The organism is Ruminococcus sp. NATIVEDY160 (assembly GCF_045819885.1).
Lineage (GTDB): Bacteria > Bacillota > Clostridia > Oscillospirales > Acutalibacteraceae > Ruminococcoides.
The window spans coordinates 1,574,931-1,593,313 of record NZ_CP162391.1 but is presented as its reverse complement, the minus strand read 5'-3'; the positions used below and the strand labels follow the sequence as shown (position 1 = coordinate 1,593,313).

The window sequence follows — 18,383 nt, the reverse complement described above, 5'->3', positions numbered from 1 at the left end:
ATACGCTATAATGAAGATAACAGAGGAAATCTATCCCTATAACTTGACAACTGTCGGGTTATGGGGATTTTTTATGCCCGGAAAAGCATTGTCCTGAATATAGCCCAGCTGTTCGTGTAAAATGGAAGTAGGGCAGTTGAGATAGTCGGTTTTCCACAAGTTTTTGCTCTGATTTTTGTCAGGGATTTTGCTGGATAATGACCGGTGCTTGTGGTATTGTTGTGGTTACCAAAAAAGGAGGTCGATACAATGAAACGAGAATTATTGGACAACGGAAACATTTGGCAGAAGTCAGATGGTCGCTGGATCGGGATGGTTCGTTATCGTGATGAATGCGGAGCGACACAGCGCAAGAGCTTTTCCAGCAAAAAGAAAAAGACGTTGCAGGCGAAGATGACTGAGTATGTCAAGAACTTCAATGAACAAGTCACCAACTCGGATGAGACCCGGAACCCACTGAAAGAGAGCATGAAGAATTGGCTTCGGGTGTATAAGTTTCCGGAGGTGGAGCGCACGACCTATGATCGCTACGAATGCACCGCCGAGCACCAGATCTATCCCTACATAGGGAATAAGCCTGTCGGAGATGTCACTCCTGCGGATATCAAAAAGTTGCTCACCAAGCACATGAATAAAGGCTACGCGTTTACAACGAGCAAGAAAGCGTACTCACTTCTAAAGATGTTCTTTAAGCAACTCTATCAAGAGGGTGCGATCCCTAACAATCCGATGGCTATGATCGACATGACGAAGAAGGATAACTACCTCGCCGCGCAGAACAAGGAGAGTAAGCCTCAATGTGATTTGGTAGTCGTGTTCACGGATGAAGAATTGGAGAAGATACGCGAAGAAGCGTTTAAGAGATTCGCCAACGGCAAACCAGTGTATCAACAGTCGGCGGCATACTTCCTCATGCTCAATACTGGGTTGAGAGCAGGGGAGTTGTGCGGTATCATCAACAGTGACATAGATCTCGAGAATAGGGTGATTCACTTGCAGCGCGGAGTCAAAGAAGTTCACGTCCGTGACGGCTTGGAATATGTGCCAAAGCTGGAAGTCAAGGTCGGTAAATTGAAAAGCAAAACGAGTAAGCGCGACGTGCCGCTAAATGATAATGCGATAGAAATGATCAACCGTTTGCGCGAGGAAGTGTATCTTGGTGAGGACAAGCCTCTCATACCTGATGAGAACGGTAACTTCACTAACCCGCGCAATATGCGAAACCGATTCTATCGCATACTCGATGCAATAGGGTTACCGCACAAGGGGTTGCACGCGTTCAGGCACACATTCGCAACCCGCCTGATCAACGGTATCAAGCAACCTGACGGCAGCGTAAAAGCACTCTCGGTAAAACAGGTTGCTGAGTTGCTCGGTCACACGACTTCGGAAATTACAGAAATCTACTATGTGAAACGCGACACTACAAGGTTGGCTGGGCTGACCGATAACTTCAACCTGTAAAGCAAAAGCAGAGCAGAGATTGCCGAATCTGCTCTGCACCCATTTTTGCGTTTGAAATCTGTGATACAGAAAACAAAGAAAAACAAGCACCAAAAACGCCGGTGATTATTTGAAGCAGGTAAAAGCGAGCCGTCCTTTGGTGGACGACCCGCGAAGGACATCGGACGGCAGAGCCGACCGTTGTGCAGTTTTAGGAGAACACATGCGGCGTTTGCTGAGGTCGTCCTCGGTATTTGCGGCGTTTGTGTGAAATGAAATAATTTCGGAGGAAAATATGGAAGAATACAGGAAGGTTACTATCAGCTTTACGAAAGATGAATTGGAAAAGATGGACGAAATAATGTCAAAGGAGCAAGGATACACTCGCAGTTCTCTGGTGCGTGAGGCGGTGGATAACTATCTCGGTTACCGCGCTCAAAAGGAAAACATCAGCTACTTGTCGCCGATCATCAGTCAGAATATCAAGCTGGTGCTCGGTAGGTTTGAAGAAAACCTTAGCGAAATGTTGTTCAAACTTGCGGTTGAGGTGAGCAAAAGCAATATTCTTTCTGCCCGTAACAGCGACCTCAACGACTACGCTTTGAACTATTTGAACGCTGTGTCTGAGCAGCTTGTCGCTGAGCATAACGGCGTCCTCGACTTGGAAAAGGCGAGAGATTTCATCGACGGAGAAGAAAATGTCTAAGATAATTGTCTCATGCCGCTTTCAAAAGAGCGCAAAAGATATCGCTGACCTCATAAGATATATGGCAACCCGCGAGGGAGTTGAAAAGCTGCAGGACACTAAGAAATATAAAATCGCAACCTCAAGTCAGCATGACCTTATCCTTTCTGTGGTGAAGCACTTTCCTCAAAGCAAAAAGTTTCTTGAATATGAGGACTTCTATGCTATGCCGACAAGAGAGAATGCCAATGAATTTCTTGACGCAGTCGCTGAAAGATATGCCGACCGCGCGGATGAATTAAAGGGCTTGGTCAACTATATTTCCAACCGTCCCGGCGTTGAAAAGCTCGGCTCTCACGGATTGTTTACACAATTTGATATGCCGATTGACCTTGATACCGTTGCGGATCGGGTCGCCAATCATGACGGTGTTATCTGGACGGAGGTGGTCAGTCTGCGGCGTGAGGACGCGGAACGTCTGCATTTCAACAATGCAGAAGCGTGGAAAAATCTTGTTCGCCGCAACATGAATGAGATTGCAAAAGCCCACCGAATCAAGGTGGAGGATATAGAATGGTACGGTGCCTTCCATAACACAAGTCATCATCCGCATATTCATTTGATCATTCTCTCGAAAGGGCAGGAGGGTTTTCTATCGGAGAAGGGAATCAAGGAGCTACGCCGAGCCTTCGGTCAGGACATCTTCCGCGACGAGCAATACAAGCTGGCGACGATAGAAACCGGTTATCGAAATGAATTGAAAGATCAGTTGGCTAACCTGTTGCAGCAACTTCAAACACAGCAATCAATCCCCAACGCTGATTATTATTTGCTGCTTCTCAAAAAGATCAGAGAAGCAGTACAGCAGCAGAAGGGGAAGAAGCTTTACGGTTATCTGCCAAGAAAGGCAAAAAAGCTGGTTGATTTTGCTCTGCACGAGTTTGCCAAAGACGGTGATTTATCTGAAATCTATGCAAAGTGGAATGAGGTTAATCGCAAAAAGCTCAGCCTTTACTATGACACAAAGGATAAGCCTGACGTGCCTATTGAGAAGAATACAGAGTTGAGGTCGCTGAAAAACTTGCTCATCAGGACGGCGTTGAGTATGAATTTCAATGCGCAGACGGCTGTGAATACTGCCCGTATAGGATTTCTTTTCTCTATGTTGGCGAAACAAATCGTCAGCAGTGCCGGAAAAAGGTTGGATGAGCTCAATAAGATGATGCCCCTGACTGACAGCAAAGAACGAGATAAAATCCGTGAGAAAAAGCTGGCTCACGGTCAGAAAGAAGGTGCAGACAGTAGTGGTATCAATGAAGAAGTCTATGACAGCCAAGCCGCAGAGGGTATCCTGACTATGCTTGATTACCTGATTTCACTCGGGAATCAGGAGAATGAGCAGGCTGTCGAAGAATCGAATGCTCAGCCGTCAATCGAATATGATTTCGACAACGCATATTCTGACTATCTGAATAACGATGATAACGGTTATGATGATAACGTAGATGACGAAGACGAAGAATATTACGGTCTTTCTATGTGAACAACGAGGTTAGCGCCCTGTTTTGCCGTGTGTCGCCCTGTGTGCGATTTGTTGAGGAAAGTAGGGTAAGTACCCGACCAAAAGTGTTTGCGCGGTGTTGGGCGTTTGTCGCGGTTTGTGAGCGATAGCCCGTATTGAGAGGTGTTTGAAGGTTATGTTTGTGCTCGGCTATAGTGAGCGATAACCAAAAAACGGTACTGCGAGCAATAAACGCGCTGTTTAGCCGTGTATCGCCCTGTGTGCGATTTGTTAGAGAAAGGCGAGAAAAGTACCCGAACGGATTGTTTGCACGGTGTTGGGCGTTTGTCGCGATTTGTGAGAGACAGCCCGTTTTACAGGTCGATAGCAGTCATATCCATATTCGCCCATAGCATATGCCCTTTTTACTATACACGTAGTGTATAGTAAAAACAGAGCAACAGGACTGTTCAAAATTTGAGACGCTAAATCAAAGATAGTCCGAAATAAGTTCTGGACTTTTCCGTTTTCTGTGGTATCCTGTTGTGCTTGAAAAGGAGGTATCGAGATGGATACGATCAGAGAATTATTCTACGGCAATATTCATCCGTATGAGCGCGACATTTCAAAAGACAGCGAGGGCGATAAGCTAAACAAACTGATAATCAGACATGACGCCGCGCTCAAAGCAACACTGAATGAGCAGGAAGTTGAGATTCTGGAAAAGCTCAAGGACGCTTTGACGGAGCAGAGCAGCTTGAGTGAGTGCGAAGGGTTTGTAAATGGCTTTCGGCTGGGGGTTAGGTTGATAGTGGAAGTGTTTTGCTGCGGAGAATAAAGCATAACCCCGGCAACGCTCTAACGCTGCCAGGGTAAAATGAACGGCGGCTCGAGCCGCCGCCCTTGACATGCATTCCGTTTCCCGCTTATAATGTTGACAAGGGGCTTAAGCCCCTGAATAATATTTTTTGCTCTATTTTACACCGCGATTTAGAGTTTACACAGAATTTGGGACTGACCCGCCGGGTTATACCTATGTTTTTATACTGCAACCTCTGCAAGTTTTTTCGTGATTCTTGCGTTCACCTCGGTATAATACGCCAAATCAGCGGCTGAAAGGCTGTCTGTATCGACGGCACTTAGTTTGCTCATATAATCGCTATATTTGCTCAAATACTCCGTGTACTCGCTTATCAAGCTCAGGTCGCTTGGATTTTCCTTGTATTTCTTCATGAAATCTATGTATTCGTCGAAAAATGCCTCGTAGCTGTCCATCATTTCCTTGAATGACGGAGTAACCGTATCATTGTCAGTTATGGATTTGTTTTCTGACTTGCTTTCTTTATTTGATGATTCCTCAGCGGGAGCTTCGGTAGCTTTTTCTGTCGGTTTTTCGGTTTCGGCTTCAGTTTCTTTCTCGTAAGGAGCATTGAGCTGTATTGTCATGGAATCCTTCATCGGCTCGTAATCGGTGTCATCATCAAGCTTATGATATTCCAGCGATAAACTGTAGCCGTCGCTGTTCTCGGCGCGGTAATACGGGCAGTTGTTGTAGTCGGTGCCGCTGTCGTAGTTTTCGGTGAAACCCTTTTCCTTGCAGCTGCTGACGTATTTTTCATACTGCTCTGAGGTTGTGCTGCCGATATACACCTCAAGCAAGTCCGCTCTGTCATACTTGATCAACCCGACAGTTGACTCCGGCTCAGGCAGCATTTGCGCTAACTTGCTGTCAGGCCATTTGATAGTTGCGAACGTGTCAGAAATGTAAGCGTTTTTCTTTTTGCCGCAGCCTGTCATGATTGCCGCTGAAGATATCGCGAGACAAGCTGACAAAACGACCGCTGTAATGGATTTTACTTTCATAACCAATTCTCCTTTATTGCGTGATTTTATAGTGTTGATAGTAACAGAGCCGGAATAAACAGCAGAAATCCGACTGCCATCAGCAGCGACGGCAATTTATTTCCGTCGAAGGGCAACAGCTTTTGCAGATGAATAACCTCCTTTCGCTCCAGAAAAGAGAGCAGAAAACTTGCTGTTTGAATCAAAAGCACAGTCCCATATAATACGTTGTAAATGTTGCGAGCTGACGTGAAGCTGCCGATGCACCCTCCGCCGCAGATAAAGACAAAGACAAGCGCAACAATTCCTGCCTTGCTGTTTCGATAAGCGGAACGCTCCTTTTCCTTTCGCTTGGCATCTTCGCGCTCCCATTGCATAAATGTCGTTTTCTGACGGATTTTTTCAACAGCAACCGCGTCGCTGTCTGTTATCAGCTCTTCAGAGCCGCAGAACGGACAGATCAATACTTCACGTTGGGGGTCAATCGTAAGATTACCTCCGCAACTTTTACACTGCAAACGAATGGCTGACTGCATGAAAACACCTCCATAAAACTAAAAGAGTAATCATGTACTTATCATACACGATTGCTCTTTCATTTTGGTCAGCTCGCAGCTGACATATTTATTTTTTTATGTGTTATAATTGAATTGTTAAAGATATAAGCTGACAAATATCAGTACAAACCCTAAAATGATACTCGCTGTACCCAGAATCCGCAATACATATTTTCCGTTGCGGGGATTGTCAGGGTTGATTCGTTCGGACATACGGAACACGTCACCGAACAGCAGATAGGGAAGTGCTGACCAGAAAACCAAAATATCTGCCATGAGAATCAGCTGTTGAATGATGTTTTTGAGACTGCTGCTCATTATCATGGGAAAGCCGTTTATATACACGAACAGCATGAAAATCCACACGATATAGAAGAAAACAGTAATGATTTTCGGAAAGACATGCTTGCTGCGAAATCCAGGAAGAGGCCGAAACGGTCTGCGGCGATTGATTTTTTTGCCCTGTAAAACCTTTTTTAATTCGTCGGCAGAGGCGAACCGTTTGTTCTCGTCAATTTCAATGCATTGCTGAATGACGGTTGTTAATGGTCCCTGATGAAGCTGCTCGTTTGGCAATTTGCCTGTCAGCAGATAGTTGAGCAGAACGCCGCAGGCATAGATGTCCGTTTTCCCGTTTGTCTGTGTAAAGCCGAATTGTTCAGGCGAAGCATAACCTGCCGTGCCGAGAACAGTTGTATCCTTGCGTTGTTCCGGTTTAATAAGTCGGCTGATGCTGTAGTCAATGATTTTTACCATTCCGTCGTCTGTGATCATAACATTTCCGGGCTTAATGTCGCGGTGAACGATCCCGTTAATGTGCAGCTGTGACAAGCCGTCGCAGATTTGGCAAAGAATATCTTTGGCGGATCTGATGTCAAAAGGCTGATAATACTCCACCCGCATGTCAAGCGTCATGCCGTTGATATATTCGCAGAGCGAGATACAAACGCCGTCCTGCGTTTTTACGTCGTATATTTCCATGAGATTGCGGTGCTTGATTCTGCAAAGCGTTTGTAAAACTGGATAATCCGCCGCGGGAGAAATGCGTCTGACCATCAGTTGGCGTGTGAATTTGTTTTGCACCAAGTCAAGATTTTTACGGATTTGGCTTACAAGAGAGAAATCCCACAGCTGAGATTGATTTACGTACATATTGACCTCGGAAAAAAGAATTGGTAAACCCGAATTATTCACGGATATCCGGAATTGCGTATGAAAATGGATATGTAAGAGAAAACAGCAGCAAAACTGACACCCTGCAAAGTTTTCCACCGAATAAAGGCGCACTACTCCCTTGGGGGTCAGATAATTTTTGAACGGGAGTTTTGAAGCTGTCAAGGTACACGGGGTAACGTCTATTTGAGTTGCGGACTGAGTTTTTTAATATTGGCGAGAGTCTCGAAAAACTGCGTTTGGTATGGACAGTAACTGCACAGTTTAAAATACACATATCTCGCGGAGCTGACGATTCTGGCTGCAATTTTCAACAGCTTGAGTCTGACAGTGTCGATACGATCCTTTCGCATGGATTCAGGCAGTGTCAGGCGGCGAAACCAGTTAAATAGATTGTATGCCAGCGCATGAATCTGAACCCGGTTGGCGTTGACAATCATGGAAGAACTGCTGACATAGCTCATATCAAAGCCGGATTTGCACTCCTTGATGAAGTTTTCCATATTTCCCCGCTTGCAGTAAAAGCGGATTAAATCCTCAGGAGAGGACTCCATATTGGTCACGACAAAGGTATGCATGTGAATCATCTGACCGTAAGGCTTCTCGATTTTGCAGACGACGCGTCTGGGGTAATCCCAAGAACCCGCCTTGTACAGAAACTCGCCATACACGACGGCATGAGAAACAGTGTCCTCCCGGGTAAGATCATACAGTTCAGAGTCCAAGTCTTGAGCAAGTCTTCTCAGCACAGGATTTTCCTTGAGCCGAATGACATAGCCGGTGCCGTTTGTTTCAAACAGACTGTAGAGTTCATCTGTGGCAAAACCGCTGTCTCCCCGTGCAAAGAGGGCTGTTTGAGGATAATCTCTCTGATATTCCTCCAGAAGCGGCAGCATAAATGCGGCTGCTCCGTTGCTGCAATACTGCGTTCCCGGGCGCAGTTCTACCATCAGTAAATCTCCGGTCATTCCGTCGAAGCAAAGCAGGGGATGATAACCGTGGGCTTGGTAGTGGTAGTTGAACGCTTCGCCTTCCTGCGTGCCATATGCAGCCAGCAAGGTGGAATCGAGGTCGAACAGAATGTGCTCCGGTTTATCGACAGAATAGACTCTTCTGCGAAGAATCCGCTGTATCTCTTCCAACTGCTGTAAACTCCGTTCATCCATGCGGTTGTGAAAACGGGACAGAGTAGGCTGAGAGGCTAAAGCGGTTTTGCCGATAACAGCGTTCAGGACAGGATCGTTTCTCAGGCTGTCGGCGTGATCGTCCTGAAAATAGGCGCCGGTAATCTGATAGAGCATCTGTAAAAGATTCTCATGATCTTTGTGGATTCGGAATGAAGCAGTGTCCGTTGTGCGGAAACGATTTCTGAGCAGCGAATTGACGCCCAGCTTGTGATAAAACTCCTTGAGCAAAAGCAGTCCGCCATCCGAAGAAAGATTGCCGCCATCGAAATTTACGCGAATTTTCTTATTGCTTTCCAACACTGTTTCTGATATAATAGCCATGGGACTTCTCTCCTTTGGTTTGTTGTTGTGGTAACTACATTATACCAAATTTGAAGTCCCTTTTCCATACCCTGCGGGCTTCATCTTTTAGGTGAAAGCCCGTTTCTTCATTTTTTTAGTATTTTCCCTGTGTTGGGGCGATTACCAGGCGATGGCGTGAATAATTCAGGGTAAACTATATTTATATTCTATCACTAATTGAGGAAAAGGGAAGATGAAAATGAAAAAAAGCACAGATGATTTGATGAAAATCCTTCGGAGTACGCCGAGCGTAGACGAGTACTTTGACCAAAATGACAATGAAATCTTTTTCGGTTCACTGAGCGAGCTGATAGATTTCTATCTGGCGCGCAAAAAGCTGACAAAAGCGGATGTAGTTCGCAATTCGGGTATGAACCGAGGTTATTGTTATGAGATAATGGCAGGCAAGACGACGAAAAATATCTCGCGTGATAAGGTGATCATGCTCTGCTTTGGGTTGAATCTCACTGTCGATGAAGCGCAGCAGCTTATGAAAAAGAGCGGTTACGCACCTCTGTATGCGCGCGATACAAGGGATTCCATCATCATTTTCAGTCTGGAACATCACATCGGCATCGTCAATACAAATATTAAGCTCGGAGAGTATAGTCTTAAGATATTGGAGTGATAGTGGAGCAGCTTTTTCAATAAAACTATTGGAATATACAATATGTATGAAAAATCCAGAATCATATTGATTTTTATTGATAGAGTTGATATAATTATACTGCATTAAACTTCATTTAGCTGGTTCTTGTTGCTTTTGAAAGGGTGTTAGTATGTCGACAATTAATAAAATGAGGATAATCTGCGATCCGTATGCCAAAACTATCGAATATAAATGGTATGACCCCGGCGAAGGCAAATATGTCGGATTGGAAGAGTACAGTTCTGAACTGGTCAGCGACAAGTATATTTATGCCACAATCCAAAACCGCGCGTTTGAAATCCTGGATATCATTAACCGCAATTTCAATCGTGGCAATATTGGCTTGGAGATTGATTTCATCGGTAACGCGGACGATTACGGTGATTTCTGCCGTGTTATTACGCTGTATTATCCTGATAGCTGCATAGTCTGCACCAAAAATTCGTCTTTTTATTGGGACGCTGATTATGTCATGAAAGAGATTGGACAGGTTTGCCCGTATCAAGACCACGCTGGAAAAATATGAGGAAAGCAGTATCGTTGAGTTGATCCAGAAATATGAGGATACCATCAAACCGTCTGTTTCTGTTTGCGTTCTGGGTTTGTACAGCGCCGGCAAATCCGCTTTTATCAACAGTCTGATTGGCGAGGAGATTCTTCCGAGCGGATCCGATCCAACTACCGCGAAGGTGTTTCGGATCAATTGCTCTGACTCATACAGTGTTTCCTTTGAGCTTGATGACAGCTTCATTTCAGTTTGCTTTGGTGACGACGTTTCTGTTCTTGGAATTTCCGATTCAGTGATGCAGGAAGAATTATTATCGAAGATTAGCTACAACGGAAATCCTGTTTTAGGTATGAACAGATTGATTTCTATGCTGAATCAGGAAAAGCTGGTGGACGGTGAGAAGCATAAGGTTGGAGAGCTTATTGATATTTCCGTTCCGTTTGTCCGTTCTTCTTTACCCGTAGGAAAGTTTGATTTTGTGATTTATGATACACCCGGCTCCAACTCTGATACCAACAAAAAGCATCTGGAAATTTTGGAGTCATCTCTTGACAGCCAGACAAAAGGCTGATACTCATAAGGATGATTTGAAAACACCGGAGAAACAGCCGATTGGGAGCCCAAAACAGGACACCGTACAGAGTAAATAATTCTGTGCGGTGTTTTTCTATGTGCAACTCCACTACTATTTGCAGAATATTTTTGGATTGCGCACTACTTTCAAATATGGTAAACTATATTTATGATATAAATTGAGTCGTGCAGGTTTCTGCGTGATTCATTTTTGGGCACCCATTTTGATTTCGAGGAGGACAAAGATATGAGAAAAGCAATTGCGGTTATGATAGTAGTTCTTTTTATCAGTTTAACAGGATGCAACCAGACCGAGAATAACACTTCGGCTGCCACAAAGTCGACCACAGAGGGAGGAACATCCGTGCAACCTACTTCTGAAATTTCGACGAGCATCGCCACGACTACCGTCGCGCCTGCAACAACTTTAAGAGAATACACTGCGGAGGAATTATCTGAAATGACTGTTCCCAAAATAATTGATATTATGGGCGGAGAGTTTCGTTTTGACCAAAGCAAAGGCGTTATTTGGTATTCCGACGGTGGTTTCTATATTTATAATGATGAAAAGCTCCCCGGATTTGTTTTTTACATTGACGAAGCGCAGGAAGACTATCAAAATCTTAAGAATACGGAAGGCGAAAATAAGGCTAATGTGCAAATCCGCGAAAATCTAAAAAGCGGAAAATATCAAACTATAAGCTTTATTGCAATGTATGATTCCGCGAAGCTGAACGATTCTATTTCTGCAGATATGAACTATCAACAATTCATTGCATCCTATGGTTACGCACCCACCGGTGCCATTCCGCCAAATGAGCGTGTTGGGCATATATTGCGATATGATAAGGAGCGAATCAAAACCATCCAGGTATATTATAATTATTCCGGAACAAAACACAGCTCAACCGAGAAAGAAGATGACGATGAAATGAATCGGGTCAATCCGGATATTTACGCCATTGTCGCTCTGCCTCAAGAATTAGCGATTCCCGAATATAATGATTCCGGTTCCGGGAAATATGATAAATACCTCGGCAGTTGGGGAAACACCGGTGAAATCGGGCGCGGATATAATGTCGTGATTTTCTCGGTTGAAGACAATAAAATTGAGTGTTCGATGAGTTTATCCGGTTCAACAGGACACATCGCTACTGTTCCCAAGAGCACTCTTTTTATTGAAGATAATGTCGCGCATTTTGATTATACCGATTCGTGGACAAACAAAGGCAGCGGAACGCTGACTTTCGATGGCGACACTATTATTTTAGAAGCGGATATTACGGAACGCAGTTCAATGGGATACGGTTTTATGACTGTTGATCAGATTGAATTAACTAAAATCAGCGATTCAACTGCTGATGCGTTTATGTGAATCTGTGCATCATATATATTTCAGTGATTCTGAAAGATGAAGGAAATTAATCCTAAGATAGCTCAATTTATTGTATTGTCAAAATAATCATACTAAATGCCGACAGAACATCTGCTCTGTCGGCATTTTTTGTAATTATTCTAAATTAATGTTTGGTATAGGTGAAAGCGTTATAAGCGTCAAGCATCTGGCGGCGTTTCTCTGCTTTCGAAAGCGGATTCCACTCATACTGGATAACAAATTTACGCTTCATATTGCAATCTACGCAATTCTTCAATTTGTTCGAGTTGATGGTATTGTACTGTACTTCAGTAATCTCCTTATGATTTCCGATTCCCTTGTAATAGCCGTCGGCACCGTTATAATAATGATATTCATCCTTTCCGCTGGGTGAACGCCATGCTACATTTACAAAACATGCAGAATAATAATCAGATGTAATGCGGTTATTGGCATACGTGAGTGAGTAGTTGTATATTTTCCGGTTATTCACTGTGCCCTCTGCACAAACTGCGGTTCCGACAATCAGATATTTTTTCGTGCTGGTATTATAGAAATATTGGAAGTTGTTGTTTTGAATGAACTCCTCGTTGGCAGGCACTTTGACGACTTTGCCATTTTTATAGGTGTAGACAACCGCATCAAAGTTTCTCATCGTGCCGCCTTCGCGCTGGACAATGAATTCATTAACGCCGTCAAAGTCCAAATCCATAAATGTGAATCCGGATTGAGCCACCATTCCCCTGTAATCTTCAAACGACCAACTGTCAATGGTATCCATCAGCTTGTCAATGTAGTCCGCTTTTGCGTTAACGTACTTTATCGACTTCCCTGCGTTATCATAAAGGCTTGTGTAGATTTCACCCGAAGCGTCAACACAGCGCACGGTGTAGGTGTAAGTGCTTCCCGAGCGCACGTCATCATCAGTGAATGAGGTTGCGGCGGTTGTGGCAAGACGCTTCCAACTGCCGTTTGCGCCTTTGTAGAATACGCGGTACTGAGCTGTTCCCGAAACCTTGTTCCATTTGATTTCTACACCATTGTCTGTACTTTTGAGAGAGGTAATTTGCGGAGTAGTGAGCCAAGGAACTCTATAGGTGTATTTCCAGCCGTTGGTGTTGTAGCGGCTGACAAAATCTCCGTTGGCGTTAATACAGCGCACTGTGTATGTATAGGTTCCGCCATCACGGACGTCATCATCGACAAAGATGTTGCCGGTGGTATTGCCCATGCTCTTCCAGCCGTCTCTTCCAAGATAGAACACACGGTATCCGTAAGCGTTTGCAACCTTGTTCCATGTGATTTTTACGCCGTCAAAGGTGCTTTCAAATTTGGTGATTTGCGGTGTGGCAAGTTGAGGCTTGACATACGTATATTTCCAGCCGTTTGTATTATAGCGGCTGGTGAAGTTGCCGCTTTGACCGATACATCTGACGGTGTATGTATAAGTGCCGCCATCACGAACGTCATCATCAACAAAGGTGTTGCCGGTGGTATTGCCCATGCCTTTCCATCCATCTCTTCCAAGGTAGAATACCCGGTAGCCGTAAGCTCCGCTGACTTTGTTCCATGTAATTTTGACGCCTTCAGCGGTGCTCTCGAATTTGGTGATTTGCGGAGTAGAAAGCTGAGGCATTAAATACGTGTAATTCCAGCCGTTATTGTTGTAATCACTGACGAAATTACCGCTTTTATCAATGCATCTAACGGTATAAGTGTAGGTCACTTCATCGCTGACGTCTGTGTCAACAAAGAATGTTTCGGTTGTATTGCCCATTCCTTTCCAACCGTTCCTGCCTTTGTAGAACACGCGATATCCATATGCATTACTGACTCTGTTCCATTTGATTTTGACGCCGTCGGAGGTGCTTTCAAATCCGGTGATCTGAGGTGTGGCGAGCATTGGCGGATTGTATGTCGCGGAGATTCCTTTGCTGTCAAACGAGCCTGTGTACACGTCGCCCGCGGAGTTGATTGGTCTGACAGTATAGGTATAAGTTGAGCCTGACTTTACGTCGTCGTCTACAAATGAGGTGTTGACCGTATCGCCGAGACGCTTCCATGAGCCGTTCGAACCCTTGTAAAATACACGGTATTTTTCTGCGTATTGAACCTTGCCCCAAGTAATCTTGATGCCGTTGCTTGTGCTGACGGCGGATTTTAGTTTGGGGGCAGGGAGTCCCTCATATGCTTTGTATTCATTAATGCGGTTAGAAAAGGGAATGTCATTATTGTTAGCAAACAGTTCAGCAACTGAACCAGAACTTCCATAAATCTGATATTGACCTTGTCCGGGAATGAATTTATATTGATACGACTTGCCATATGCCATATCGCCAATGTATTCCACGTTTGCTGGAATATAGAGCTTTCTTAGACTGTCACAATTCACAAACGCCTGCGCACCGATGGCTTTTAAGGTGTCAGGAACCGATAATACTTTTAAGCCTACTTTTGAATTTGAGAACTCCCAAAAAGCATTTTCGGCAATCCCAACAGTATCATTATTCAGTACAACTTTATCGGGCACGGTTCCTTTGTATTTGTATAGAACCTTGCCTGCATATACACTGCCGTTGGATTTAGAATTATACCATGAAGTTCCTTCAAATGCATCTCTGCCAATGCAGCACAAAGAAGATGGTAAATTAATAGATTTTAAGTTATTACATTTATAGAAAGCTAAGGGAACTATACCGTACGTTCCGTTCTTAATATTAAGCGTGTAGTTGGATGGCATAGTCCCCTTGTATGTGTAGGCAAAATTGCCAACATACACTACTCCATTTGGCTGTGCGTTCAGCCAAGCAGTGTTATCAAAAACACCGGCGCCCATGTACTTTATGTGAGATGATATATTAATAGTATTAAGCGAAGAACAACCTTTAAAAGCAGCCCAATGAATCTCGGAAACACTATCTTTGATGGAAAGTGTTTTTAATTTTGTTGCTTTTTTAAATGCGGCGCCTGAAATACCAATTACATTATTTCCAATTGTAACAGAAGTTATGTTTTCAATACCAGTTAACGGAAATCCTTCACCTGTGTTTGGAGTATTATCTCCAACGTATCTAACAGGATAACCATCTAATTTGGCAGGAATGGTTACGCTTTTTGATGTTCCCGTATAGCCGGTAATCATTGCGGATTCACTATAAACCTGATATATGAATCCATTACTCATGTGTGTCGTTTCTGTACCGACGGATTCCTCTGTATTAATTGCTCCGACATTGATTGCTGTACCGAAAACTACACTTAGCATAATTGCCAGTATTAATAGTATGCTGATAAATATTTTTTTCATATAAGCAACTCCCCGCTATGTTCGTAATCTTAGTCTTATATTTCTTTTATTAGATGATTTAACAACTATTTGAGTTATAATTATTTTCAATTAATGCTTGGTATAGCTGAAAGCATTATAAGCGTCAAGTATCTGTCGGCGTTTCTCTGCTTTCGAAAGGGGGTTCCACTCATACTGGAGGACAAATCTACGTTTCATATTACAGTTTACACAGTTCTTTAGCTTGTCAGAGTTGATTCTGTTGTACTGTGCCTCGGTAATCTCCTTCTGATTTCCGATTCCCGGGCGATATCCGTCTGCACCGTCGTAATAGTGATATTCGTCTCTGCCGCTGGGTGAACGCGCAGCAATATTTAGCCAGTATGCCGAGTAATACTCTGTTGTGATACGATTATTAGCATAGGTAAGCGTATAGTTTAAAAGGGAACGGTTATTCATTGTGCCTTCTGCTCGAATCGCTTCACCAAAAATATAATATTTTTTTGTACTTGTATTATAGTAATAATCAAGCTTCATGTTCTGTATAAATTCCTCATTACTAGGTACTTTTGTAACTTTTCCGTTTTTGTAGGTATAGACAACTGCGTCATGATTTAGCATTGTTCCTCCGGCACGCTGAACAATGAACTCATTTACACCATCAAAATCCAAATCCATGAAAGTAAACCCGGATTGTGCTCCGTTTTTTATCATGTCGCTATATGACCAACTGTCAACGGTATCCATCAGCTTATCAATATAGTCCGCTTTTGCGTTAACGTACTTTATCGACTTGCCTGCGTTGTCGTAAAGGCTTGTGTAGATTTCACCCGAAGCGTCAACACAGCGCACGGTGTAGGTGTAAGTGCTTCCCGAGCGCACGTCATCATCAGTGAATGAGGTTGCGACGGTTGTGGCAAGCCGCTTCCAACTGCCGTTTGCGCCTTTGTAGAATACACGGTACTGAGCTGCTCCCGAAACCTTGTTCCATTTGATTTCTACACCATTGTCTGTACTTTTGAGAGAGTTGATTTGCGGAGTAGTGAGCCAAGGAACTCTATAGGTGTATTTCCAGCCGTTGGTGTTGTAGCGGCTGACAAAATCTCCGTTGGCGTTAATACAGCGCACTGTGTATGTATAGGTTCCGCCGTCACGGACGTCATCATCGACAAAGGTGTTGCCGGTGGTATTGCCCATGCTCTTCCAGCCGTCTCTTCCAAGATAGAACACACGGTATCCGTAAGCGTTTGCAACCTTGTTCCATGTGATTTTTACGCCGTCAAAGGTGCTTTCAAATTTGGTGATTTGCGGTGTGGCAAGTTGAGGCTTGACATACGTATATTTCCAGCCGTTTGTATTATAGCGGCTGGTGAAGTTGCCGTTTTGACCGATACATCTGACGGTGTATGTATAAGTGCCGCCATCACGAACGTCATCATCAACAAAGGTGTTGCCGGTGGTATTGCCCATGCCTTTCCATCCGTCTCTTCCAAGGTAGAATACCCGGTAGCCGTAAGCTCCGCTGACTTTGTTCCATGTAATTTTGACGCCTTCAGCGGTGCTCTCGAATTTGGTGATTTGCGGCGTTGCAAGCTGTGGCTTTAAATAAGTGTACTGCCAGCCGTTATTGTTGTAATCACTGACGAAGTTACCGCTTTTATCAATGCACCGGACGGTATAAGTGTAGGTCACTTCGTCGTTGACGTCGGTGTCAATAAAGAAGGTTTCGGACGTGTTACCCATTCCTTTCCAACCGTTTCGACCTTTGTAGAACACGCGATATCCATATGCATTACTAACTCTGTTCCATTTGATTTTTACGCCGTCGGAGGTACTTTCGAATCCGGTAATCTGAGGTACAGCGAGCATTGGCGGATTGTATGTCGCAGAGATTCCTTTGCTGTCAAACGCACCTGTGTACACATCGCCCGCAGAGTTGATTGGTCTGACGGTATAGGTATAGGTTGAGCCGGATTTAACGTCATCGTCTACAAACGAGGTATTGGCTGTATCTCCGAGACGCTTCCATGAGCCGTTCGATCCTTTGTAAAATACACGGTATTTTTCAGCGTATTGAACCTTGTCCCACGTAATCTTGACGCCGTTACTTGTGCTGACAGCAGATTTTAGTTTGGGGGCAGACAAGTTAGATGGATAAAAGGCAGTATTATTCTTAATGACCTGCACATAATCAGCGACTGAGTTTTTATCTGTGTTCGTCCAATTATATATTACTGAGATATATGGTGTGTAATTAAACTCGATACACATTTTATAATCATCATAATGTACTTGGTCGTTTGCCGTATAATAATGCGTTGTATTCGCGCGAAGAATCTGGTTATATGTGGAGCGATTGGTTAATCCATCAAATAAATATATAGTAAAACCGTTAAGCGGATAAATATTTACTACAAAAATCTTATCGTTTCTATCCATACCAAACATATATGGAATATTTGCGTTATTGTAGTAAATATAAGGTGTTTGACCGCCGCCGGGCATTGTAGTGGTACGGTAACCACTTCCGTAAGTGTTGACAATAGCTTGCTTTGATTTGCCGATCATTGAGAGAGGATCATTTGTATTCAGCGTTTCTGCTCCCACAGTAATGTCATCTTTTGCTGCATTGGCATAAACAACAGAAATGGATGTGATGCTCATAATGAGCGCTAAGATTAGTGTTAGGCTGATGAGTTTTCTTGTCATATTCATGCTCCTTTACATTACCCGTTTAGAACGGTTTTCTATAAAAATTATATGATATTTTTATTCAATTTACAAGAATTTTACAACGAATAGCTGATGGTTTGTAAACGCCGACAAATGGGAATCTGTTTATATGTGCAATAGTGACAAAACGGAAGGTTATTTTTCTATGACGTGACCCCAAAAAGTTGGACTTAGATTTACAAAGCGTAGTAGTTTAGCGACTACTGCGCTTTTGTTATGCAGCTAAAAGATTGAGTCTGTAGTTGACAGGACTCAACCAGCCAAGCTTTTGCTTGATTCTTTTTGTGTTGTAGTATTTGATGTATTTTTCGATTGCTTGTTTCAGTTCATCAAAGCTTTAGTATACTTTACCGTAATACATTTCTTGCTTCATAATACCAAAGAAGTTTTCCATAACCGAGTTATCGTTGTTTTTAGTAAAATAAAAGTGCATAAAATGGGCACGAAAAGTGCATAGGCTGGGCTGATAAAAAAAGCCATTGTCAGCACCTGAAAAATCAGTTACTCTTTAGGGTACAGAAAAAACCTA

The 18,383-nt window shown here is 43.6% G+C and carries 14 protein-coding genes and 1 pseudogene; 8 read left to right on the top strand and 7 right to left on the bottom strand.

Annotation, left to right across the window (positions count from 1 at the left end; genetic code table 11):
* Positions 1-249 precede the first annotated feature (249 nt).
* The 4 genes from AB1I49_RS07850 (at position 250) to AB1I49_RS07835 (ending at position 4,467) form a co-directional block, all read left to right on the top strand.
* Complete coding sequence (locus AB1I49_RS07850; RefSeq protein ID WP_407720618.1) at positions 250-1,464, top strand: tyrosine-type recombinase/integrase; 1,215 nt, start codon at positions 250-252, stop codon at positions 1,462-1,464.
* Positions 1,465-1,738: 274 nt separating this feature from the next.
* Positions 1,739-2,149, top strand: a complete 411-nt coding sequence (locus tag AB1I49_RS07845; protein ID WP_407720617.1) for a CopG family ribbon-helix-helix protein — start codon at positions 1,739-1,741, stop codon at positions 2,147-2,149.
* Positions 2,142-3,671 carry a MobP3 family relaxase gene (gene mobP3, locus AB1I49_RS07840; RefSeq protein ID WP_407720616.1) on the top strand — a complete coding sequence of 510 codons (1,530 nt, stop codon included), beginning with the start codon at positions 2,142-2,144 and terminating at the stop codon, positions 3,669-3,671. Before AB1I49_RS07845 ends, mobP3 begins: the two co-directional genes overlap by 8 nt.
* Positions 3,672-4,197: 526 nt before the next feature.
* On the top strand, positions 4,198-4,467 hold the full coding sequence (locus tag AB1I49_RS07835) for a DUF6809 family protein (RefSeq protein WP_407720615.1): 270 nt from the start codon (positions 4,198-4,200) through the stop codon (positions 4,465-4,467).
* Between the two features lie 203 nt (positions 4,468-4,670).
* Here AB1I49_RS07835 and AB1I49_RS07830 read toward each other — a convergent pair whose 3' ends face one another.
* The 4 genes from AB1I49_RS07830 to AB1I49_RS07815 all read right to left on the bottom strand — a co-directional run bounded on the left by AB1I49_RS07830 (position 4,671) and on the right by AB1I49_RS07815 (position 8,709).
* Positions 4,671-5,492 (bottom strand): DUF6591 domain-containing protein, encoded by an 822-nt coding sequence (locus AB1I49_RS07830; protein ID WP_407720614.1) that lies wholly within the window; start codon positions 5,490-5,492, stop codon positions 4,671-4,673.
* Between the two features lie 26 nt (positions 5,493-5,518).
* Entirely contained in the window at positions 5,519-6,007 is a 489-nt protein-coding gene (locus tag AB1I49_RS07825) for a TFIIB-type zinc ribbon-containing protein (protein ID WP_407720613.1), read from the bottom strand.
* Between the two features lie 117 nt (positions 6,008-6,124).
* Complete coding sequence (locus AB1I49_RS07820) at positions 6,125-7,180, bottom strand: serine/threonine protein kinase (protein WP_407720612.1); 1,056 nt, start codon at positions 7,178-7,180, stop codon at positions 6,125-6,127.
* 203 nt (positions 7,181-7,383) lie between these two features.
* The gene (locus AB1I49_RS07815) at positions 7,384-8,709 is read right to left on the bottom strand and encodes an IS1380 family transposase (RefSeq protein WP_330054891.1); all 1,326 of its coding nucleotides are present in this window, start codon (positions 8,707-8,709) and stop codon (positions 7,384-7,386) included.
* A gap of 214 nt (positions 8,710-8,923) precedes the next feature.
* Between AB1I49_RS07815 and AB1I49_RS07810 the strand changes: the two genes are divergently transcribed.
* From AB1I49_RS07810 to AB1I49_RS07795, 4 genes are all read left to right on the top strand, one after another.
* Positions 8,924-9,358, top strand: coding sequence for an XRE family transcriptional regulator (locus AB1I49_RS07810; protein WP_407720611.1), 435 nt, complete (start codon positions 8,924-8,926; stop codon positions 9,356-9,358).
* A 151-nt stretch (positions 9,359-9,509) separates the two neighbouring features.
* Positions 9,510-9,905 carry a hypothetical protein gene (locus AB1I49_RS07805; RefSeq protein ID WP_201426596.1) on the top strand — a complete coding sequence of 132 codons (396 nt, stop codon included), beginning with the start codon at positions 9,510-9,512 and terminating at the stop codon, positions 9,903-9,905.
* The gene (locus tag AB1I49_RS07800) at positions 9,862-10,458 is read left to right on the top strand and encodes a dynamin family protein (RefSeq protein WP_407720610.1); all 597 of its coding nucleotides are present in this window, start codon (positions 9,862-9,864) and stop codon (positions 10,456-10,458) included. The genes AB1I49_RS07805 and AB1I49_RS07800 overlap by 44 nt, the downstream gene beginning before the upstream one ends.
* A gap of 249 nt (positions 10,459-10,707) precedes the next feature.
* On the top strand, positions 10,708-11,835 hold the full coding sequence (locus AB1I49_RS07795) for a hypothetical protein (protein ID WP_201426594.1): 1,128 nt from the start codon (positions 10,708-10,710) through the stop codon (positions 11,833-11,835).
* A 145-nt stretch (positions 11,836-11,980) separates the two neighbouring features.
* Here AB1I49_RS07795 and AB1I49_RS07790 read toward each other — a convergent pair whose 3' ends face one another.
* The 3 genes and pseudogenes from AB1I49_RS07790 to AB1I49_RS07780 all read right to left on the bottom strand — a co-directional run.
* On the bottom strand, positions 11,981-15,142 hold the full coding sequence (locus AB1I49_RS07790; protein ID WP_407720609.1) for a leucine-rich repeat protein: 3,162 nt from the start codon (positions 15,140-15,142) through the stop codon (positions 11,981-11,983).
* A 90-nt stretch (positions 15,143-15,232) separates the two neighbouring features.
* Entirely contained in the window at positions 15,233-17,830 is a 2,598-nt protein-coding gene (locus tag AB1I49_RS07785; RefSeq protein ID WP_407720608.1) for a hypothetical protein, read from the bottom strand.
* A gap of 238 nt (positions 17,831-18,068) precedes the next feature.
* A pseudogene (locus AB1I49_RS07780) lies at positions 18,069-18,260 on the bottom strand (IS3 family transposase); the annotation flags it as partial.
* Between the last annotated feature and the right edge of the window lie 123 nt (positions 18,261-18,383).